Here is a 16,541-nt window from a genome sequence, read left to right as displayed (position 1 = left end):
TATCCGGCGTCTCAAGCCTGATGCTGCAGGCTTTCCAAAGTCAGGCTGTGTTGCAATGGTTTGCCGGCGACGAACCGTTCAATCTCGTCGACAATGAGCCGGCCAAGGAGGCGGCGCTCATTGCCAATCGCGCCGGCAATATGCGGCGTCAGAACGACGTTCGGCAGGTCATAAAGTGGTGAATTCGCCGGGAGCACTTCGGGCTCTGTAACATCGAGTATGGCAGAAAGCCTGCCGCTCGACAGCTCAGCCTCCAATGCAGCGTGATCGACGAGGCCACCCCGGGCAGTGTTGATCAGCGTTGCGCCGTCGCGCATCCTGGCAAGCATCTCGGCGTTGATCATATGCTGTGTCGTTGCAAGCAGCGGTGCATGCAGCGAGACAGTCTGACACTCGCCCATCAACTCCGAAAGAGACACCAGATTGGCACCCAACAGCCTGGCTTCGGCGGCATTCACGAGCGGATCATACAGGAAGATGTCGATGTCATGCGGATGCAGGAGATCGAGGACGCGGCGGCCAATTCGCGAGGCGCCCACGATGCCGACCTTCTTATGCCAGCTACCACTGTCGCCATCGAAGGATTGATGCAGCTCCAGCGGACGGCGCTGCTGTGCGTAAAGTCGCTGGAAGCGAAAAACGTCCTTGCTGGCAAACAGGATGGCAGCCAGTGCAAATTCGGCCACCGGGATTGCATTGGCGGCGGCCGCGTTCGTTACAGCGATCCCCCGTTCGAAAACGGCGGGTCCAATGAGGTGCTTTACCGACCCCGCCGCATGCGCAATGAGCCTGATCGATGGGGCTGTCGCAAGGACTGCGGCGTCGATGGGCGGGCAGCCCCAACCCGTGATCAGAATGTCCGTGTCGGCCAGCAGCGCTCTTGCAGCCTCGCTTTCGAATTCCCGCAGCGGCTCATCCGAGGCGATGCGGCAGCAGCTTTCAAGCCGATGCCGGTCCGCTTCGGAAAACAGCCTGTCTATCCCAATGGGACCGAAAGCAAAGCTCAGCCTTGGAGCCGTGGTGAGTGGGGGCGATGGCAACAACGAACTCCTGGCGGAACAAGGCCTGCAAATGCTGAATGGCAATCAGGCCATTCGCGCAAGAGATCGCATACAAACGCAAATCACGCAATATATTTGCGAATATTTCCCACAATTACGCAATTTGCGTAATTGTGGCGCCAGGCTGCAGCGTTACAGCGCATTCGACCTGGATCGGCATGGCATCGGGTTCGACCATACGCCGCTGTGCAAGAAGAATTGCCTGATGGGCCATCTCGAGACAATTGACCCGCATCGTCGTCAATCGCGGATGCATCATCGCTGCGTAGGGCAGGTCATCGAAACCGATCACCGAGACTTCGCCCGGCACGCTGATCCCCGCCGCTTCCAGCGCATTCATCAGACGGAATGCGCCCATGTCGTTGGCGCAGAAGACGCTGGTCCAATCCGCCTCTCCCTTTGCTCGCCGCTCCACCTCCGCCAGCAGCGCGGTGTCGATACCGTTGGCAACGCCGATTGATGTGCAAGACGCGTCTGGAAAGTCTTCAAGGGCTGCGTAGAAGCCGCGGCGGCGCTGCGTTGTCGTCCAACGCGTATGGTCATGAATATAAAGCAGTTTTCTGTGTCCCGCCTTGAGCAGGGATCGGCCGGCCATCCGGGCGCCGTAGAAATTGTTGGGCGCGATACAATCGAACCGCATGTCCGGATCGTAGCCGTTTACGAGTACCGCGTGGTGGCTGCCGTTGAGAAAATAACCGGCCAGAGCGTCGGAGAGGTCAATGCCGACGAAAATCGTCACATCGGCCTCTTCCTTTTCCTGGTCGCGGGCCATGCGATGCGGACCGAGCGAGGTCTCGTCCACCATACGGATCGAAAGGCTGAAGCCGCCCTCGTGCGCGCTGTTGCGCAATCCCGCGATGACTGCCTCGTAGAAGGGGGCCAGGCCTCCTGTCGCAAGGCTACCGGTCACATAAGCCCGCAAGTGCTTCGCCGGCGCAGCCGTGATCCGGCTCCGACCAAGATAGCCCGCATCCTCCGCGATCTTGCGAATTTGCGTGCGCCGCTCGTCGCTGATGCCTCGAGCGTCGGACAAGGCGCGCGACACGGTGCTGACGGAAACGCCAGCCGCCTTGGCAATTTCGAGTTGATTTGCGTTGGACTTGGGTGAGCGAGTCAAATTGCCTATCCTTCAGATTATCCCCAATAATCACGGGATTCCCGCAAGAAATCCATCCCCGAGCATCGATATCAACGCCCCTGTCGCCATCGAATACACGAAAATTACGACGAATTTTGCATAAGTACGCAAATTGCGCAATTGACAATGCAAATTGCGCGTGATGAATTGCGCGTCATCACGAAAGAACCGATCCGGGAGGGTGCGGTTTCGTCGAATGTGGGAGGACATGCAATGACCAACGACATGAACAAGGACATCATCCAGATCGCATTGAGCCGCCGCCGGTTGCTGCAGGCAGCCGGTGCAGGCGCCGCCGCCGCTGCCTTCTCGGGCATCGGTACTTCGGCCGTCGCTCAGGAAAAGGTCGAGCTTACAATGTGGGCCTGGACGCCGAATACGCAGTCCCAGATCGATCTGTTTACCAAGGCTTTTCCGCATATCAGCGTCAAGCTCGAGAATGCCGGTCAGGGACCTGCTGAGTATGTCAAGCTGCGCAACGCGATCCAGGCCGGCACCGGCCTGCCGGACGTTGGTCAGGTCGAGTTCACCAATATCCCCGGCTTCCGGCAGCTTCAGGCGCTACTAGACATGGGTCAGTACGGCGCCAACGACGTCAAGGACAAGTTCATCGACTGGACCTGGGCTTCTGCGTCCGACGGCGCCGCGGTCTATGGTATCCCGTGGGACTCCGGCCCGATGGGCATTCTCTACCGCGCCGATGTGCTGGACGCTCACAAGATCGAAGTGCCCAAGACCTGGGCCGCCTTTGCCGAAAGCTCGAAAGCGCTGAGCAAGGCGTCACCGGATACATTCCTCACCAATTTCGGCGGCACGGCCGATGGCGGTTGGGTCATCGCTCTTCTGGCGCAGGCAGGCTGGAAGCCGTTTGAACTCAAGGGCACCGACCTGAAGCTCAACCTGAACGATGCCATCGCCAAGAAATGGGCCACCTACTGGCAGGATCTCATCGATGCGAAGGCCGTGGGCGTCAAAACCCCGGTCTGGACCACCGACTGGTTCACCGGACTGGATGAAGGCACCTATGCGTCGTGGATGACCGGCGCCTGGGGTGCGGTGTTCATTCCGCAGTTCGCCAAGAAGAGCAACGGTCACTGGCGTGCAGCTCCCCTGCCGCAATGGGAGGAAGGAAAATATGTGACCGCAAATCTGGGCGGTTCCACCTTCGCGACCTTCAAGACCACGAAGCATCCGAAGGAGGCAACGCAGCTTGCCGTGTTTCTCGGTGCGGATCCTCAGGCAGCCCGTCTCTGGAACACCAAGCAGTTCCTTTTCCCCGTGCTCAAGGAACTGGTCTCAGATCCCGAGCTGATCAATCACAAATACGATCTCTATGGCGGCCAGGCCGTCAACGAGGTCTTTGTCGAGGCGGCCAAGCATGTCGACTCGTCGTTCCAGTACGCGCCGTTCCAGGATTACCTCGCCGGTCAGGTGCAGCAGGAGCTTTCCGCCTCGATCGGCGGCAAGGGATCGCTCAGCGACGCCTTCGATCGCCTGCAGGAGGGCGTGAGCGCCTACTGCTCCGATCAGGGATATACCGTTTCCAACGGTTGATCATCTGCGTGCGGGGGCTTGGCCCCCGCATATATTCTTCTTGCATGACCCGCGCTGAGGCGCAGGTGCAATTCGCAGCCGGAGACAATGCAAATGGCTGGTCCTAGTAGCCGCAAACGGCGCCGCCGCATAGGCAAGAAACTGGCGCCCTTGCTCTTCCTTGCGCCGTTTGCGCTGCTCTTCATCGCCTTCCTGATCGCCCCGATGCTCTATGCCCTCAATCTGGCTGTTTACAAGACGACGGTGGTCGCCGGCACCAAATTCGTCGGAGCAGACAATTTCGTGCGCGCCCTCGGCGATCCGAAATTCTGGCAGGGTGTCGTCGTCCTCCTCAAATTTGCCGTGATCCAGATCCCGGGCATGGTCGCCATCGCTCTCCTCATCGCACTGATCCTCGATAGCGGCACCGTCTATGCCAAGAGCTTTTTCCGGATGAGCCTGTTTCTGCCCTATGCCGTCCCCGCCGTCATCGCCACGCTGATCTGGGGCTATCTCTACGGCCCGGCCTTCGGCCCGTTTACGCAGCTCGCCAATGCCGTTGGGCTCCCCGCGCCGAACTTTCTTGGAGCCAGCACAATTCTCCCGTCGATCGCCAACATCGCCAACTGGGAATATACGGGCTATCAGATGATCATCTATTACGCCGCACTCCAAGCGATCCCGTCCGATCTGGAGGAGGCCGCGTCGATGGATGGCGCAAGTGCTTTCGTCTATGCGCTGCGCGTCAAGCTTCCGCTGATCGCGCCGATGGTCGTCGTGACGATCATCTTCTCGATCATTGGTTCCCTGCAGCTCTTTTCGGAACCCTATCTGCTGCGAAATCTGGCGCCGCTCAGCATCACCAATTCTTATACGCCGAACTACTATGCCTACACGCTCGCCTTCGCCAACCAGCAATATAATTACTCGGCCGCGATGTCCTTCCTGCTCGGCGCAGTCACGGCTGTTATCTCCTATGCCTTCATGCTCATCGTCAATCGCGGAGGCAAGGCATGACCATTGTCGGCAAATCGAAGCGCTCGCCGTCGTTCCGTCGTAACCGTTGGATGCTCTCGGCAATCCTGCTCGTCATATGGCTCTATACGGCGCTGCCGCTTTTCTATGTTCTCGTTTCCGCGTCGAAATCGAACAACGACCTTTTCACCACCTTCGGCCTCTGGTTCGCAGCCGACTTCAAGCTGTTTGACAACATCCAGCAGGTCTTCAGCTTCCAGGACGGCATTTTTGCCCGCTGGCTGCTCAACACCATCGTCTATGCAACCACGGCCGGGATCGGCGCGGCACTGTTCGCCACGATGGCCGGATATGCGCTTGCGAAGTATGAGTTCCTCGGCAAGAGGCTCGTCTTTGCGATCATCCTCGGCGCCGTCATGATCCCGCAGACGGCGCTCGTCGTGCCGCTGTTCCTGTTGATGTCCAAGGTCGGCCTCGTCAACACGCCCTGGGCTGTCATCCTGCCTTCGCTCGTCTATCCGCCCGGCGTCTTCCTGATGCGCGTCTATGCCGACGATGCGATCCCGAACGAGCTGCTCGATGCCGGCCGTGTCGATGGCGCCGGCGAGCTCCACATCTTCTTTTCCCTGGCGCTGCGTCTGCTGATGCCGGGTTTTGCAACCGTGCTGATCCTGTCTTTCGTCGCGACCTGGAACAATTACTTCCTGCCCTTGGTCGTGCTGAGTTCGCCGGAATATTTTCCGGTCACGGTCGGCCTTGCCCAATGGTATGCGACGGCGACAGTCGGCTCGGGCGGCGGTGCCGCACTCTTCACACTCGTGCTGGCAGGTGCGCTGATCAGCATTGTTCCCGTCATTGTAGCTTTCATCGTCATGCAGCGCTTCTGGCAAGGTGGCCTGGGTGCTGGCGGCGTCAAGGCGTGAAGCCGCGGAGAGACAAACATGGCCGTTATCGAACTGAACAACATCCGCAAATCCTTCGGCGCCCTGGACATTATTCACGGGCTTGATCTGCGGATAGAAGACGGCGAGTTCGTCGTCTTCGTCGGCCCTTCCGGCAGCGGTAAATCAACGCTGCTGCGCCTCGTCGCCGGTCTGGAAGAGGTCACCTCCGGCCAAGTCCTGATCGGCGGCGAGGACGTCACGGAGCTCGGGCCTGCGGACCGGGCATTGTCCATGGTCTTCCAGTCCTACGCGCTTTATCCGCATAAGACGGTGCGGGCCAATATGGCCTTTGGTCTGGAGGTCGCCCGCACGCCAAAGGCCGAGATTAACCGGCGCGTCCAGGCGGCTGCGGCCGCGCTGCGGCTGGAAAGCTACCTCGATCGAAAGCCCAAGGAACTATCCGGTGGGCAGCGCCAGCGCGTCGCAATCGGCCGTGCCATTGTTCGCGACCCGGTGGCGTTTCTGTTCGACGAGCCTCTTTCGAACCTCGATGCTGCACTGCGCGCGGAAATGCGCATCGAGATCGCCAGGCTGCATCAGCGCCTTGGTGCGACGATGATCTATGTCACCCACGACCAGGTCGAGGCGATGACGCTTGCCGACAAGATCGTCGTGCTCAAGGACGGCGCCATCCAACAAATCGGCTCACCGATCGATCTCTATGAGAAGCCGGCCAATCTCTTCGTCGCGCAGTTTCTCGGCTCGCCGAAGATGAACGTCTACGATGTCGAGCCAGTCGCTGGAGGACTGAAAATCGCTTCCGGTGGCATGCTGTCGCTGCCTTCCGCGCCGGCCCAGGCTGCCAAGCTTGGTGCCCGACCCGAGCATATTGGCATCCTGGAGCCCGGACATGGCAATCTCGAAGGCAGGATTGACGTCATCGAACGGCTCGGCTCCGACACCTATGCCTATGTGGCTCATGATGGCTATCAATTGACGACTGTCCGCCTGCCGGGCAACGTTCATCTGAGCGTCGGCCAGCCCGTCAGTCTCGCCATCGATCGCGGCCAACTGCATCTGTTCGATAAAGACGCCCAAAGCATTTCCGGGAGCCGCTAGGCCTATTGGGTTGTAGCCATTCCGCCGGGCGTCATGGTGACGGCGTCCTCGGGTATGCCGGCATCCCGTCTGGGTTTTGTTCGGCGTTGTGGTGCTGGCTGCCTTGATCCTCAGCAATGTCGATCTCAAGGTGGGTAGCGGCGGAGGAGTGCATTGAGGGCGGGAATTTATGCTCGTGCGCTGAGAAGCGGCCGTAGCGCATCCACCAATTCAGTCTTGCCTCGATAAATCTCGCCTACATCGCTTTCCGCATCTATCCTGCCGGCATTGTGTGCGACATAAAGCTCGACCAGCAGCCCTGCATAGTCCTCGGAAAGACCCGCTCGTATCAGTACGGTCCGCCATTCCGTTTCGGGCAGCGGTAGGGCGACGACATCGCGGCCGGCCAGCACGCCGATGGCCGCCGCGATGTCATTTGGCGTGTAGCGTCGCGGACCCTCGGCGTGGACGATTCTCAGTTTCGCATCCTTGTTATCCAGAAGCAGTTCGGCTGATATCGAACCCACGTCGAAGGCGGAGACTGTGGGGAGCAGCTTGGTCAGCGGGTGGTAGAAGCTCGGCAATCGGCCGCTCTCGGCAGCAGCCTTTGCTAGACGTGACCAATTCTCCATATGCTCGGCCGATCGCAGGAGGATAAGCCTGGAAGGCAGCTTTCGCAGCCGCGCCTCCAACGCGTGAAAGATCAAGGTGACGCCTGTGCCGGAACTCCGCTCCGCGCCGTAATCGGAGATAGCGAGGACGAGCTGAGGTTTGGCTGCCGCCAAAGCCTCGCCCAGTGAATCGATCAGTTGCAACATTCTCGAATGCGCATGCTCCGCGCGAATATCGACCGGGCAGATGACCTGGACGGCAAGGGCGTCATTCATTGCCGCGGCCAGGGCCTGACGATCATGCAGGTCGGCAATGGCGATCTCGCAGCCGAGGTCGGAAAATTCCTGCGCTTGCGAGGGATCGCGCAGGACGGCGCGGACCGGCGCCCCGGCCTTGCGTAGGGAGGCAATAGTCGTGCGGCCAATTTTCCCGGTGGCGCCTAGAATGACGTGCATCGTGTCTTCTCCTGTTCGTCTCCCAGCAAACCTAGTCCATTGGCGCTCATCGGTTCGCGCATGTTCGGATGGTCTATTGCAGGTTCGGACAACAATCGATGTCAGGAATGCATTCGGGTTATCATGCCGGGCGTGAGCCCGAGAATGCGCCGCATCCAGTGCGCCATATGGCTTTGGTGGGCAAAGCCGGTTTCCAATGCGACCTGGGCGACGGGCATGTCCGCTGCCATAAGAAGCAATCTGGCGCGCTCGACACGGCGCGTCAGGACATATTTATGGACCGGCATGCCGAAGGTGGCGCGAAACAGTGGTTTCAAATGCGATACGCTGAGCCCTGCGATTGCGGCCAGATCGGCAAGGGACAGCGCTTGATCGATGTGGTCTTCGATGAATTCCGCGAGACGTCGTTGTTGTCGGCTGGTCAATGTCGCGCGTGTGTCGGCCGGCTCGATCCGCTTTTGCCCGTCGCTTTCCACCAGGCGTATTGCGAGAGCCATGCCCAGCATGTCCGCATAGGTCCTATCGGATGGTATGGTCGCCTCGATCTCCGCCTTGATGGCCCAGGCTATCGACTCGATCCGCGGATCACGAAGCTGGAATTTCGGTGCCAGCGAAACGGTTTCCGGATCCCGGCCGAGCTCGCGGGCGGCGGCACTAAGGAGTTCCGGCCCGACGTTCAGCCGCAGAATGGTGCAATCGCGATCATCTTCCCACCAGCCATCCTGTCCCGCGGGAACGACGTCGATATCGCCGTGTTTCTGCTGACGGCGATAATGCCGGCCGTCGCACTGGCAATGCGCATTCACGGCTCGTCCAAAATGAATGCCCAGCCGATGCGTCTGCGATCCGGGCACATGCGTGCGGCCAGCCCGAATATGCAGGAACTCCGCCTCCAGACCCGTCCAGCCGCGATCCCTGCTGGAAAGAAGGGTACTGGCGGCATTGGGGTTGTTGAGCCGATCCATGATTTCGTCTTCCTGCTAGATCCGACGTCCACAGTCTGGGGCGATCTCGATCCTCGATTATAGAGAAACCCGCGCATCCGGTCGAGCCGCCTTGATGAAAGCGATAGGCTCGGCTGTTCTGTCCGGGCATCGCCCGGGCGACGTGATATCGCCGGGCATGCATCCAAATACCCTGTATCGCCTGAGGCCTATAGTTGCTTGCGGCAACAGACGTCACCTGCTTCATGACCGCGACGGACTTCTCCAGACCCTCGAGGCTGTTGAGAAGCACGTCCTCATGCTCAATCGAAAGCCATACCCATGGGACATCCCCGCTATCGAAGCATATTTTGCCGTTTGAGATTTATACGGCCGTCGATATTTAAAGTGAAACAAGGTGGCATGGTGCACACTCCTTGATCGCTGGCCAATTTCACGATGCCTGCCGGCCCCATAGCTCCTTGGGATAGCGAGGTAGTCAAGCTATAGCTCGGTTAACGCCATCAACTCGCCCATCCGTTTCACGATGTCATCCAGCACGGCGATGCGCTGCCCGCCCGACGGGCGGATCGCAAAATAAGAGACTTCTATGCTCGGTTCGAATGGGATGGCGACGGTGGCCGCGCCTGCCGAACGAAGGCTCGTCTGATCGACGATGCCGACCCCCATGCCGGAGGCGGCAAAATAGCAGCAGTTCAGCATGGAGGTTTCCATCGTGCTGGCCGGCTGCTGCTCCTCGCTTGAGAACGCTCGGTCCAATGCCAGCCTGAGCGGTGAATTCCGGCCGGGGATCAGAACACGCTCCTCCTGCAGATCGGCTGGAGTGATGACCTCTCGGGATGCCAGCCTGTGGGCGGGAGCCATGGCGGCCACAGCATGCGAACTATGCAACAGAATTGCGTTCTTATCCGCCATTCGCGGAGAGCCGAAAACGAAGCCGAGATCGTATCGGTTGTTCTCGACCATATCCCAGATATGCCGGCTGTTTTCGACGTCGATCACCAGGGGCAGATCGAGGCGGTTGCCGATCACGTCGATGAGCGCCTGATGCAGATAGGGCCGGACCAGCGATGTGACGCTTGCGATGCGCAGGACGATGTTCTTGTGTTTGCGAATGTCGTCCGCAGCCTGGGCGATTTGGTCTAGACCGAGATAGAGCCGTTCGACCTCGCGAAAGAGCTGGGTGGCCTCCGCAGTGGGCCATAGCCGTGTGCCCTGGCGCTCGAAAAGCGTGATCTCGACGATTTGCTCCAGATCTCGGATCAAGCGACTGACGGCGGGTTGGGTAACATTCATGGCTTCGGCGGCGGCCGTGATGCCGCCCGTCATCATGACGCTTCGAAAGGCTTCGACCTGCCGCGGCTTTAATCGCACGAGAGCGATCCTCCATAACATTTAGGCATGAAGGGTGTACTAAATGCAATTTTTCTTTTGCGAGTAAAGGCGTTATTGCGGGAACCATCCGCCGGGAGAGAGCGGATCGCTGAATGCATGGGAGGAGCCCCAAGATGAAAATTCCGAGTCTGGCAGCCGTTTTGGTCGCTTCTGCCTTCATGTGGCCCATCGCGGCCGAGACCAAGGACCTGACCATCGGTCTCGCAGCATCGACAACGTCGATGGATCCGCAATTCTATGTGGTCGGTCCGAACAGCGCGATTGCGCGCAACATCTTTGACGGACTGGTCAATCAGGATGCCAAGCAGCGTATCCAGCCGGCACTGGCGGTCTCCTGGAAGACGATCGACGACACGACATGGGAATTCAAGCTGCGCCCGGGCGTCAAGTTCCACGATGGCGGTGAGTTCACGGCGCAGGACGTTGTGGCAAGCATCAAGCGCGTGCCCTTGGCTTCGAAGAACAGCCCGAGCTCGTTCATGCCCTATGTCAAGGCGATCACCGATGTGACTGCCGTCGATCCGCTGACGGTGCGCATCAAGACGGACGGGCCGACGCCGCTGCTGCTCAACAATCTCAGCCGTATCGCCATCCTGCCGGCGAGACTGGAGCATACCACCACCGAGGAGCTGAATACCGGCAAGGACGTGGTCGGAACCGGCCCGTTCAAGTTCGTCTCCTGGACGCCTGATGACAAGGTCGTCGTCGAGCGCAACGACAGCTATTGGGGCGAGAAGGTGAGCTGGGACAAGGTGACGTTCCGGGTCTTCAAGAACAGCAGCGCTCGCGTCGCGGCAATGCTGTCGGGCGATGTCGACATGATCGAAAGCATTCCGACTGCCGACACCAAGAGGCTCCAGACGGCAGATGCACTCAAGGTCGTCAGCGTTGCCGGCAATCGCCTGATCTATCTTCATATGGATCAGGCACGCGAGGAATCGCCTTTCGCCAAGGGGCCGGACGGCAAGAACCCCCTGCTCAAATCAGAGGTGCGACGGGCGCTATCCTTGTCGATCAATCGCCAGGCGATCGTCGATCGCATCATGGACGGGCAAGGCGTGCCGGCCGGCCAGGTCGTTCCGGAAGGCTATTTCGGTTATGATCCGAACATCAAGGTCGATCTCTACGACCCGAACAAGGCCAAGCAGCTTCTTGCCGATGCCGGATACCCGAACGGCTTTTCGCTGACTTTCCATGCATCCAACGACCGTTATCCGAACGATTCGAAGATCGCGCAGGCGATCGGCCAGTTCTTCAGCCGGGTCGGCATCAAGACGGAGGTGACGACGTTGCCGGGCAGCGTCTACTTCACCCGCGCATCGGCGCTCGAGTTCAGCTTCATCATGGGCGGGGCCGCCGTGGAAACCGGCGAAGCGTCCGGCGTGCTCGGCCCGATCCTCGAGACCTATAGCGACAAGGCGGGGCAGGGAAATCGCGGCCGCTACTCCAATCCGGAGTTCGACAAGGCTCTCGGCGAAGCCCGCAACACGCTCGACGACGGTAAGCGCGAAGAGCTTCTGAGGAAGGCAACCGAGATCGCCATGAATGACCTTGGCGTCATCCCCGTCTTCTATCTGGCCAACACATGGGCGCTGAAGAAGGACCTTTCCTACGAGGGGCGTTCCGACGGCTACACGCTTCCCTATTACGTCAAGCAGAATTGAGCTTCGGAGAGGCTGCGCATCATGTCGTTCACCGGCGTTTTCCCCTATCTTGTTTCGCCCGTCGATCCATCCGGCGCGGTCATGGACGGAGTGCTGACAGACCTCGTCGATCATCTGATTTCCGCCGGCGTCCATGGCCTGACGCCGCTCGGCAGCACGGGTGAGTTCGCCTATCTGACCCAGAAACAGCGGCTCAAGGTCGTGCAGACGGTCATATCAGCCAATCGTGGCCGCGTGCCCGTCATCGCCGGTGTCGCCTCGACATCGACGAGAGACGCTGTCGCCCAGACCGAGAGCATGGTCGAGGCAGGGGCGGACGGCATTCTCGCGATCCTAGAGGCCTATTTCCCGATCGATGACGATGGTGTCGAAGCCTATTTTACCGCGATCGCGCAGGCCGCGGGCGGACGGCCGGTCGTCATCTATACCAACCCGCAGTTCCAGCGCTCGGACTTGAGCCTGCCAGTCATCGAGCGGCTGAGCCATGTCGACAATATCCGTTACATCAAGGATGCGTCGACCAATACCGGACGCCTCCTGTCGATCATCGAGCGTACCCGCGGTCGAATGGAGGTGTTTGCCGCCTCCGCTCATATTCCGGCCTGCGTCATGATGATCGGCGGCGTTGGCTGGATGGCAGGTCCGGCCTGCATCGTTCCCCGACAGAGCATTGCCCTTTATGAGGCTGCGAAATCAGGCGACTGGACGAAGGCGATGGAACTGCAGCGCCCGCTTTGGCGCGTCAACGAGATCTTCGCCAAATATTCGATCGCCGCCTGTATCAAGGCTGCGCTCGAGCTTCAGGGCTTTGCCGTCGGCGCGCCGATCGCTCCGCAAAAGCCGCTTGGCGAAGCGGCGCGCGCGGAAATTGCTGAGGTCTTGCGCGATGTCGGCGCTCTCTAGGCGTCGGATTCTTATAGAGAGTATGAAGGTTTTTCCAGGATGGTTCCTATCCCGATCATCATAGACTGCGATCCGGGCATCGACGACACGATCGCTCTTCTGACGGCGTTCGTCTCTCCCGAACTCGACATCCTCGGCATCACCCCGGTTTGCGGCAATCAGCCGCTTGAACGGACGGTTCGAAACGCGCTGCAGGTCTGCGAGCTCGGCGGCAGGACCGACATCCCCGTTTACGCCGGCTGCTTCAGGCCGATGTTGCGCGAGCCGATCTATGGCCAATTCCACGGCAAAAGCGGGCTTGGAAACACCAATCTGCCCGAGCCGACCAAGACGGCCGAACCCATCTCCGCCGTCGATTTTCTGATCGAAACGCTGAGCGCGGCCGCCCTTTCGGGCCGGCGCATCACCATCTGCTGTCTCGGGCCGATGACGAACCTTGCGATCGCGCTCCGCATGAAGCCTCAGATCGCCAAGGGGGTCGAGCGGATCGTCATGATGGGCGGCGCCTATCGCGAGCCCGGCAATCGAACGATGACGTCGGAGTTCAACATGTTGGCCGATCCACATGCTGCCCATGTGGTGTTCTCGAGCGGCATTCCGCTGGTGGCGCTGGCCCTCGACGCCACCCATCAGGTGATGCTGAAGCCGGAGCATGTGGCGCAATTCGCAAGCGTCAGCGGGCGCATTTCCGAAACGCTAGCCGAGTTGATGGCATTCTGGGATCGCAACGACGTGCGCCGCTATGGATCACGGGGCGGCCCGCTGCATGACCCGCTTGTTATCGCCTATCTCCTGGCGCCGCACCTCTTCCAGACTGAGCGTGCCCGCGTCTTCGTCGAGCATGAAAGTGAATTGTGCATGGGACAGACCGTCGCCGATTGGTACGGCAAGAGCGGGCTTGAGCCCAATGCTGATATTGTCACCAAGGTTGATGCCGAAGGTATCATCCAGTTCTTTCTCGACCGGCTGTCCCGCTACGCCGAGAAGGTCGTCGCATGAGCCGGCATCGGATCATCATCGATGCGGATCCCGGCGTCGATGATGCCGCCGCCATCCTCATGGCGCTGGCATCTCCGGAGATCGAGGTGCTTGGCATCTCGGTCGTCGCCGGCAATGTCGCGCTCAAGGATACGGTTGCCAATGCCTGCAAGATCGTCGGCCTGTCGGGGCGCAAGGATGTGGACGTCCATGCCGGGGCATCCGGCCCGCTCGTCAGAGAGCAGGTCTACGGCAAATATGTCGAGATCGGCTCCTTCGATGACGAGCTCGTCGTATCAGGCGATATCACGCCGTCGGACGAGCACGCCGTTCGTTTCATCGTCCGCACGGCCCGCGCGGCAGCCCGGGCAGGCGACCCTATCACTCTTTGCGCCATCGGGCCGCTGACGAATGTCGCGCTGGCGCTGATCCAGCATCCGGATGTTGCCAAGGGCATCGGCCGGATTGTCTCGATGGGGGGAGCGTTTACCGCGCTCGGCCATCGCACGCCCTGGGCGGAATTCAACATTTATGCCGATCCGCATGCCGCCGAGATCGTCTATGGTTCCGGCGTTCCACTCGTCGTCATGCCGCTTGACATGACGTTTCAGGCCTTGTTCACGGCCGAGCATGTTCAACAATTTCGTGAGCGGGGCGGGAAGGCGGGTGCCGCGTTGTTCAATCTTTTTTCGGCGTTCGATCGCAGCGATGTCAAGCGTTTCGGGCGTCCTGGCGGTCCGATGCATGACGCAACGACGATTGCCTGGCTCTTGCGACCGGATCTGTTCAAGAGCCGTAAGGCTGCCGTCGGCGTTCAGGTCACCGGGCTGACCATGGGCTATACCTATGCCGATTTCTATCAGAAGACGGATCGCACGCCGCAAGCCGATATCATGACCGATGTGGACGAGACAGGCTTCATAAACCTGCTGATCGAGCGCATCTCGCACTACGGGAGCGCTTCACCTCAGCCCAACCCGCCGGGAGGGCGCAAGCCATGAGCGGCTATCTCATCAGCCGATGCCTCCAGACCGTCCTCACACTTTTCGTCATGTCGATACTGGTGTTTGCCGGGCTTTACCTGGTGGGCAATCCGATTGATGTCTTGCTGAGCCCGACGGCGACACCCGCGGAACGTCTGCAGATCATCCAGTCTTTCGGCCTCGATAAGCCGGTCTGGGAGCAATATTGGCTCTTCCTGACGCGAGCGCTGCATGGCGATCTCGGCAATTCATTCGTCTTCAACCAGCCGGCCCTGACCCTCATTCTCAATCGCATGCCGGCGACGCTCGAGCTTGCCTTCGTTGCCCTCGTGATCGGGCTTGTCGTCGGCATCCCCCTGGGCGTCTATGCCGGACTCAAACCGAAGGGACTGATTTCGAAGTCGGTGATGACCCTGTCGATCCTTGGCTTCAGCCTGCCGACCTTCTGGATCGGCCTGGTGATGGTGATGGTCTTCAGCGTGTACCTCGGCTGGTTGCCCGCATCCGGGCGAGGCCAGACGGTATCGGTCCTTGGCGTTCCCCTTAGCCTTTTCACGCTGGATGGCCTCTCCCATCTCATCCTGCCTGCCCTCAACCTGGCACTGTTCAAGATCTCGCTGATCATTCGGCTCACGCGGGCGGGCGTGCTTGAGACCATGCAGCTCGATTTCGTCCGCTTTGCGCGGGCCAAGGGCTTGCCGGAGCGCCGGATCGTCACCGTCCATGTCCTCAAGAACACGCTCATCCCGTTGATCACCGTGATCGGTCTCGAACTCGGCTCATTGATCGCCTTTGCCGTGGTAACGGAAACGATCTTCGCCTGGCCCGGCATGGGCAAGCTCATCATCGACGCCATCGCTGTGCTCGATCGCCCGGTCATTCTCGCCTATCTGCTCATCACGGTCGTCATGTTCAGCGTCATCAATCTTCTGGTCGACATTCTCTATTCGGTCGTCGATCCGCGCGTTCGTCTTGAAGGGAATTCGTGATGAGCCGGAACACAAAAGACGCAGGTTCGATCCATGCCGGCGGACAGGAACGATCGTCGCGTTCGCCGCTCGCGCGCACCTTGCAGGCCCTGCTGCATGACAAACAGGCGCTTGTCGGCCTTATCATTGTCGTCCTCTTCGTCGCTGCGGCGGTTCTTGCTCCCCTCATCGCACCACAGAATCCCTACGACCTGTCGCAGCTCGATATCATGGATGGCCGGCTGCCGCCCGGCTCGCAAAGCGCGAGCGGACTGCTCTACTTGCTCGGCACGGACGATCAGGGTCGCGATCTGGCGAGCGCCATCCTTTATGGGCTTCGCACCAGCATTCTGGTCGGCGTCACCAGCGCCGCCGTTGCGCTTGCCATCGGTGCGTCGATCGGCCTGATGAGCGCCTATGCCGGCGGGCGCGTCGATGCCTTCATCATGCGCGTCGTCGATATTCAGCTGAGCTTTCCGGCGATCCTGATTGCGCTGATCTTCCTTGCTATCCTAGGGCAGGGCGTTGACAAAATCATCCTGGCGCTGATTGTCACCCAATGGGCCTATTATGCGCGCACGACCCGCGGCTCGGCATTGGTGGAACGCAAGCGTGCCTATGTGGATGCTGCCCGCTCGATGGCGCTCCCTGGCCGGCGTATCCTGTTCCGGCATATTCTGCCGAACTGCCTGCCACCCTTGATCATCGTCGCGACGATGCGCGTCGCCTATGCGATCATGCTGGAGGCGACGCTGTCCTTCCTCGGCATCGGTTTGCCGGTGACGCAGCCATCGCTTGGCCTGCTGATTTCGAACGGCTTCGAATATCTGTTGTCGGGCGACTACTGGATCAGCTTCTTCCCCGGCCTTGCGCTTCTTCTGCTGATCGTGGCGATCAACCTGATCGGCGATGCCTTGCGCGACATCCTTAATCCTCGTCGGGAAGGCTGA

At 60.0% G+C, this 16,541-nt stretch carries 15 protein-coding genes and 1 pseudogene; 10 read left to right on the top strand and 6 right to left on the bottom strand.

Annotated elements, in window-relative coordinates:
* Positions 1-11: 11 nt before the first annotated feature.
* Positions 12-1,040, bottom strand: coding sequence for a hydroxyacid dehydrogenase (locus JTP94_RS12910; RefSeq protein WP_246754859.1), 1,029 nt, complete (start codon positions 1,038-1,040; stop codon positions 12-14).
* A gap of 115 nt (positions 1,041-1,155) precedes the next feature.
* Entirely contained in the window at positions 1,156-2,178 is a 1,023-nt protein-coding gene (locus tag JTP94_RS12905; protein ID WP_204850880.1) for a LacI family DNA-binding transcriptional regulator, read from the bottom strand.
* 234 nt (positions 2,179-2,412) lie between these two features.
* On the opposite strand from JTP94_RS12905, the gene JTP94_RS12900 reads away from it, so the two are divergent.
* From JTP94_RS12900 to JTP94_RS12885, 4 genes are all read left to right on the top strand, one after another.
* Positions 2,413-3,753: an ABC transporter substrate-binding protein gene (locus JTP94_RS12900; protein ID WP_204850879.1), complete on the top strand. Its 1,341-nt coding sequence runs from the start codon at positions 2,413-2,415 to the stop codon at positions 3,751-3,753.
* A gap of 93 nt (positions 3,754-3,846) precedes the next feature.
* On the top strand, positions 3,847-4,749 hold the full coding sequence (locus JTP94_RS12895; protein WP_204850878.1) for a carbohydrate ABC transporter permease: 903 nt from the start codon (positions 3,847-3,849) through the stop codon (positions 4,747-4,749).
* Positions 4,746-5,630: a carbohydrate ABC transporter permease gene (locus tag JTP94_RS12890; RefSeq protein WP_204850877.1), complete on the top strand. Its 885-nt coding sequence runs from the start codon at positions 4,746-4,748 to the stop codon at positions 5,628-5,630. The genes JTP94_RS12895 and JTP94_RS12890 overlap by 4 nt, the downstream gene beginning before the upstream one ends.
* Positions 5,631-5,648: 18 nt before the next feature.
* Positions 5,649-6,710 carry an ABC transporter ATP-binding protein gene (locus JTP94_RS12885; protein WP_204850876.1) on the top strand — a complete coding sequence of 354 codons (1,062 nt, stop codon included), beginning with the start codon at positions 5,649-5,651 and terminating at the stop codon, positions 6,708-6,710.
* A 167-nt stretch (positions 6,711-6,877) separates the two neighbouring features.
* Here JTP94_RS12885 and JTP94_RS12880 read toward each other — a convergent pair whose 3' ends face one another.
* From JTP94_RS12880 to JTP94_RS12865, 4 genes and pseudogenes are all read right to left on the bottom strand, one after another.
* Positions 6,878-7,756 (bottom strand): NAD(P)H-binding protein, encoded by an 879-nt coding sequence (locus tag JTP94_RS12880; RefSeq protein ID WP_204850875.1) that lies wholly within the window; start codon positions 7,754-7,756, stop codon positions 6,878-6,880.
* Between the two features lie 101 nt (positions 7,757-7,857).
* A complete protein-coding gene (locus JTP94_RS12875) occupies positions 7,858-8,721 on the bottom strand; it encodes an AraC family transcriptional regulator (protein ID WP_204850874.1) in 864 nt (287 codons plus the stop codon).
* Positions 8,722-8,896: 175 nt separating this feature from the next.
* A pseudogene (locus JTP94_RS36035) lies at positions 8,897-9,016 on the bottom strand (sugar phosphate isomerase/epimerase); the annotation flags it as partial.
* Between the two features lie 167 nt (positions 9,017-9,183).
* Positions 9,184-10,074 carry a LysR substrate-binding domain-containing protein gene (locus JTP94_RS12865; protein WP_204850873.1) on the bottom strand — a complete coding sequence of 297 codons (891 nt, stop codon included), beginning with the start codon at positions 10,072-10,074 and terminating at the stop codon, positions 9,184-9,186.
* A 134-nt stretch (positions 10,075-10,208) separates the two neighbouring features.
* Here JTP94_RS12865 and JTP94_RS12860 point away from each other — a divergent pair, with 134 nt between their 5' ends.
* Genes JTP94_RS12860 through JTP94_RS12835 form a run of 6 tightly spaced genes read left to right on the top strand, consistent with a single transcriptional unit; the run spans position 10,209 to position 16,541 of the window.
* Positions 10,209-11,759 (top strand): ABC transporter substrate-binding protein, encoded by a 1,551-nt coding sequence (locus tag JTP94_RS12860; RefSeq protein WP_204850872.1) that lies wholly within the window; start codon positions 10,209-10,211, stop codon positions 11,757-11,759.
* 21 nt (positions 11,760-11,780) lie between these two features.
* Positions 11,781-12,662: a dihydrodipicolinate synthase family protein gene (locus tag JTP94_RS12855; RefSeq protein ID WP_204850871.1), complete on the top strand. Its 882-nt coding sequence runs from the start codon at positions 11,781-11,783 to the stop codon at positions 12,660-12,662.
* Between the two features lie 39 nt (positions 12,663-12,701).
* Positions 12,702-13,661 (top strand): nucleoside hydrolase, encoded by a 960-nt coding sequence (locus tag JTP94_RS12850; protein ID WP_204850870.1) that lies wholly within the window; start codon positions 12,702-12,704, stop codon positions 13,659-13,661.
* On the top strand, positions 13,658-14,641 hold the full coding sequence (locus JTP94_RS12845; RefSeq protein WP_204850869.1) for a nucleoside hydrolase: 984 nt from the start codon (positions 13,658-13,660) through the stop codon (positions 14,639-14,641). The genes JTP94_RS12850 and JTP94_RS12845 overlap by 4 nt, the downstream gene beginning before the upstream one ends.
* Complete coding sequence (locus JTP94_RS12840; protein ID WP_204850868.1) at positions 14,638-15,612, top strand: ABC transporter permease; 975 nt, start codon at positions 14,638-14,640, stop codon at positions 15,610-15,612. Before JTP94_RS12845 ends, JTP94_RS12840 begins: the two co-directional genes overlap by 4 nt.
* A complete protein-coding gene (locus JTP94_RS12835) occupies positions 15,612-16,541 on the top strand; it encodes an ABC transporter permease (protein WP_204850867.1) in 930 nt (309 codons plus the stop codon). Before JTP94_RS12840 ends, JTP94_RS12835 begins: the two co-directional genes overlap by 1 nt.

Origin of the sequence: Martinezella lusitana, assembly GCF_016901135.1 — a bacterium.
GTDB lineage: Bacteria > Pseudomonadota > Alphaproteobacteria > Rhizobiales > Rhizobiaceae > Rhizobium > Rhizobium lusitanum_D.
This window is presented reverse-complemented; position numbering and strand designations above follow the sequence as displayed.